Source organism: Rhodococcus sp. P3_B8 (genome assembly GCF_056402775.1).
Map to the genome: position 1 here is coordinate 1 of NZ_JBFUGT010000410.1, position 4,972 is coordinate 4,972.

Genomic DNA, 4,972 nt, shown 5'->3' on the forward strand with positions numbered 1-4,972 from the left:
GCGCTACTCGCTGTGGGCGCCTACGTGGTGGTCTCCGAGCACGAGCCCGCCACCGTCGAGTTGCCGTCGCCGTCGTTCGCTCCGGCGACAGCGGAACTCACGACAGTGTGAGGGGCGGCGCACGGTGAGGGCACTCCGCCCACGGCTCGTGCCCGGTCACGGGCTTTCCGGCGAGCGCGAGCGATCAGCTCACCGGCGTGATGTCGGTGATTGATTCGTGGGTTTCTGTCCGGGTCGATGTGCGGTGGTGGAATCCATTCGGTGCGCCCCCCATACGTGTCACCGGCTGGCGCGCTGGTGGTCGCCCAGCCTGTAGGCCCGTCGTGGACCTGGGCGTGGCAGGCATCGCACGCGAGCGTCAGTGAGTCGATGTCGGTGTATCCGCCGTTGCGCCACTCCTGCACGTGGTGCACCGCGCACATGCTGGCCGGGGCCGCGCAACCAGGTCGTGTGCACCCGCCTTCGGCGGCGATGAGAGCGAGGCGTTGATCCGCGCTTGCCACTCGTCGGCGCCGTCCCAGATGCAGGGGCCGGCCGTCGTGGTCGAACAGAACGAGCACCGGGTGGGCGCGCTCGGCGAGCTTCAGCGCGTCGTCGAGGGGAAGGAGTCCGCCGGTGGCCGTGGTGGTCACGCCGCCCGCCGCCTTCTCGAGTTGGTCGAGGGTCATTGTGATGATCACCGTGACGGGCAGACCCCGATGCCGGCCCAAGATCCCGGATTCCAGCATGACCCGGAATATCGCGCTGAGGGCGTCATGGTTTCTCTGAGCAGCAGTGCGAGTGTCACGCGCTGCTGCCGCTACCAGTGCTTCACGGTCGATCGACGGATTCTCGGCGTCGCCGGACGGTGACTCCGGGTCGTCCGGGTTGTTCATGCCGGGGCGAGCCCATTTCGCGAGAACCGGGTCGAGCAGAGCGCGCGCTGTGGGGTCGAGCTCACCGGAGATCTTCGACATCAGTTCGGAATCTTGACGGCCCAACGAAACACCGCGCCGCCGAGAGCGATCACGATCGTCACCCAGGTTTCCGTCGGGATCGAGATGAGCGAGGAGGCGGTGGCCGGCACTCTCGACATCTTCGGGCGTACCTCCTCTCGCACACTGCGCCAGGATCGACTCAGCCAATGCGACGTCGGCGTTGGTGACCGCATGCGGGATCTTTCGCATGATTTTCCGGATTACGCGTGCATGGTCGGCACCGATGTCGCCATCCCGTTGCGCGGATGCGGTTTCCGGCAGCGCTGCCTCCATCTGCTCGCCCGAAGTTGTATGAAACAGACCGAGGTGGCGGGCGGCCGCTACCCGTGCCGACGCGTCTGCCGCCGACACGCGCAGCACCTCGACCAGGAGCTTGTTCAGTGAGTTGCAACCGAGCGTCGCGGGTAACGAGCGTTCGGCACTCTCGACGATCAGCCGCAGCGAGACTGCACCGGCGCGGCGGAGGGACTTCTCGAGCTGCTGCATGATCAGCACCACATCAGCATCCGACACAGCATTGAGGTCTGCGTCGAGCAGGCCTGACACGGCATCGTCCAACGCAGTCAGGTGTTCCATCACCTGATCTGCCGCCAACCCCCCGGTCGAACTCATGTGCGAATAATACTGCGCCCCACCGACAAGTTCGCCGATCGAGGCGCACGAAGCGGATCGCAGTGCCGACGAGGCGCTTGCGCGGGAGCCTGTAGTCGTCTGCCCGCGTTCGTGCGACGATCCGACGGAGAACGCGAAGTTCCTTGCATGAGCTCGCCCGTCGATTGCACGGCCTTGTCGGCGAGTACGGCCGCGCGCCGCGTGCCGGACAGTGCCTCCGCGGAATCTCACCACTGAGCATCGAGGGGACCGTCGTCGGCATTCCGGCGCCGACCGAGAGCAGAAACGACGCGAGTCCCGACGCAGCGCCCGTGCCACGTCGGGGGTGAACATCCCAGACCGGACGGATTCCAGAGACCGGACGGTATGTTCCCACTGCCTGTCGTACCCTCGGTGCACTATGGAACGGTGACCGACGTCCTGGGCAGGTTTTCCGCTGCCACCCGCGAGTGGTTCGACGGCGCCTTCCCGGCGCCGACGGCCGCGCAGCTCGGTGCGTGGGAGTCGATCGCCAGCCGCGCGCACACGCTCGTCGTGGCCCCGACCGGTTCGGGCAAGACGCTGTCCGCGTTCCTGTGGTCCCTCGACCAACTCGCCGCCACCGACGGAAAGGACCGCAAGACCAGGGTCCTCTACATTTCCCCGCTCAAGGCCCTGGGTGTCGACGTCGAACGCAACCTGCGCGCCCCGCTCGTCGGGATCACGCAGACGGCCAAGCGGCTCGGGCTCTCGCCGCCGGAGATCTCGGTGGGGGTCCGCTCCGGCGACACACCGGCAGGTGACCGGCGCGCTCTGATCAAGAATCCGCCCGACATCCTCATCACCACCCCCGAGTCGCTGTTCCTCATGCTCACGTCCGCCGCGCGTGAGACGCTGACCCAGGTCGACACGGTCATTGTCGACGAGGTGCACGCGGTGGCGGGCACCAAGCGCGGCGCCCACCTGGCCCTGTCGCTCGAACGCCTCGACCAGCTTCTCGCCACCCCGGCGCAGCGCATCGGGCTGTCTGCGACGGTGCGCCCGCACGAGGAGGTCGGCCGGTTCCTGTCCGGTTCGGCGCCCATCCGGATCGTCGCACCGCCGTCGCCGAAGACGTTCGACCTCACCGTGCAGGTGCCGGTCGAGGACATGACCGAACTCGGCCTCGCCGAACCCGCCGAGGGTTCCGCGTCGGCGACCCCGCAGGCGGGGKCGATCTGGCCGCACGTCGAGGAACAGATCGTCGACCTCGTCCTCGCGCACCGGTCGTCCATCGTGTTCGCCAACTCCCGGCGGCTCGCCGAGCGCCTGACCGCGCGGCTCAACGAGATCTACGCCGAACGCGCCGGGACCGCCGTCGACAAGAACTCCAAACCGGCCTCGCAGATCGGCACGCCGTCCGAGGTCAATTTCGGCGCGGACCCCCTGCTCGCGCGCGCCCACCACGGGTCGGTCAGCAAGGACCAGCGGGCCCTCATCGAGGACGACCTGAAGTCGGGGCGGCTGCGGTGCGTGGTCGCGACGAGCAGCCTCGAACTCGGAATCGACATGGGCGCGGTCGATCTGGTGATCCAGGTCGAGGCACCACCGTCGGTGGCGAACGGCCTGCAACGGGTCGGCCGCGCCGGACACCAGGTCGGGGAGATCTCCCGGGGTGTCGTGTTCCCGAAGCACCGCACCGACCTCGTGCACTGTGCCGTCACCGTCGAGCGCATGGTCACCGGGAAGATCGAGGCGCTCGCCATCCCCGCCAACCCCCTCGACATCCTCGCCCAGCACACGGTGGCGGCCACCGCACTCGAACCGCTCGACGTGGACGACTGGTTCGAGACGGTCCGGCGCAGCGGTTCCTTCGCGACGCTGCCGCGCTCGGCGTACGAGTCCACCCTCGACCTTCTCGCGGGCCTCTACCCGTCCGACGAGTTCGCCGAGCTCAGGCCCCGCCTCGTCTGGGACCGCGAGGCCAACACACTCACGGGACGCCCCGGCGCGCAGCGGCTGGCGGTCACGTCCGGCGGCGCCATCCCCGACCGCGGTCTGTTCACGGTCTACATGGTCGGTGAGAAGGCATCTCGCGTCGGCGAACTCGACGAGGAGATGGTGTACGAATCGCGGGTCGGCGACGTCTTCGCACTCGGGGCCACCAGCTGGCGGATCGAGGAGATCACGTTCGACCGGGTGCTGGTCAGCCCCGCGTACGGGCAGCCGGGACGGCTGCCGTTCTGGCACGGCGACGGTCTCGGCAGGCCGGCGGAACTGGGCGAGGCGCTGGGACAATTCCTGCGGGAGATCTCACTCGGGCACGAGACCGAGGTGCAGGAACGCTGCCGCACCGGCGGGCTCGACGACAACGCCACGAACAATCTCGTTCAGCTCGTCGCCGAGCAGAAGACCGCCACCGGGCAGGTCCCCACCGACCGCACCCTGGTGGTCGAACGATTCCGTGACGAGCTCGGCGACTGGCGCCTGATCCTGCACTCGCCGTACGGCCAGCGCGTTCACGCACCGTGGGCGCTGGCCGTGAGTGCGCGGCTGAGCGAGCGGTACGGCCTCGACTCGAACGCGACGGCGTCCGATGACGGCATCATCGTGCGTCTTCCCGACACCGAGGACACCCCGCCGGGCGCCGACCTCTTCGCCTTCGACACCGACGAGATCGAGGACATCGTCACCGAACAGGTCGGCGGGTCGGCGCTGTTCGCGTCCCGGTTCCGTGAGTGCGCGGCCCGGGCGCTGCTGCTGCCGCGCCGCACACCGGGAAAGCGTGCACCGCTCTGGCAGCAGCGGCAGCGGTCCGCCCAGCTTCTCGACGTGGCGCGCAAGTATCCGACGTTCCCTATTCTGCTCGAGACCGTCCGCGAGTGCCTGCAGGACGTGTACGACCTACCGGCCCTGAAGGACCTGCTCCGCCGGCTGGCGCGTCGCCAGATCCGCATCGTCGAGGTGGAGACGCAGTCGCCGTCACCGTTCGCCGGCGCGCTGCTGTTCAACTACGTCGGCGAGTTCATGTACGAGGGCGACAGCCCGCTCGCCGAACGCCGGGCGGCGGCCCTGTCCCTGGATTCGACGCTGCTGGCTGAACTGCTCGGCAGGGTGGAACTGCGCGAACTGCTCGACGCCGACGTCATCGCCCACGCCGAACTCGAACTCCAACGTCTGCTTCCCGACCGCAAGGCGAAGGATCTCGAGGGCGTCGCCGACCTGCTGCGCCTCCTGGGTCCGCTCACCTCCGAGGAGGTCGCCGCACGGTCGACCAGCGATCCCATCCCCTGGCTCGACGAACTCGTCCGCGCGAGGCGGGCGCTCGCCGTCTCCTTCGCCGGTCGCGAATGGTGGACGGCCATCGAGGATGCGGCGCGCCTGCGCGACGGGCTCGGGGTGCCGCTGCCCATCGGTGTTCCCGC

At 68.7% G+C, this 4,972-nt stretch carries 2 protein-coding genes; one reads left to right on the plus strand and one right to left on the minus strand.

All coding sequences use genetic code 11. The features are described from left to right. Positions 1–20: 20 nt before the first annotated feature. On the minus strand, positions 21–1,589 hold the full coding sequence (locus AC1D1G_RS41710; protein ID WP_477956550.1) for an HNH endonuclease signature motif containing protein: 1,569 nt from the start codon (positions 1,587–1,589) through the stop codon (positions 21–23). A gap of 408 nt (positions 1,590–1,997) precedes the next feature. Between AC1D1G_RS41710 and AC1D1G_RS41715 the strand changes: the two genes are divergently transcribed. Then, positions 1,998–4,972 (plus strand): DEAD/DEAH box helicase (locus AC1D1G_RS41715; protein WP_477956551.1); only part of this gene is annotated, 2,975 nt, incomplete at its 3' end.

Bases quoted from the DNA above. Each gene is read 5' to 3' on its own strand.
- AC1D1G_RS41710 (WP_477956550.1), bottom strand. From the start codon at position 1,589: ATGAGTTCGACCGGGGGGTTGGCGGCAGATCAGGTGATGGAACACCTG.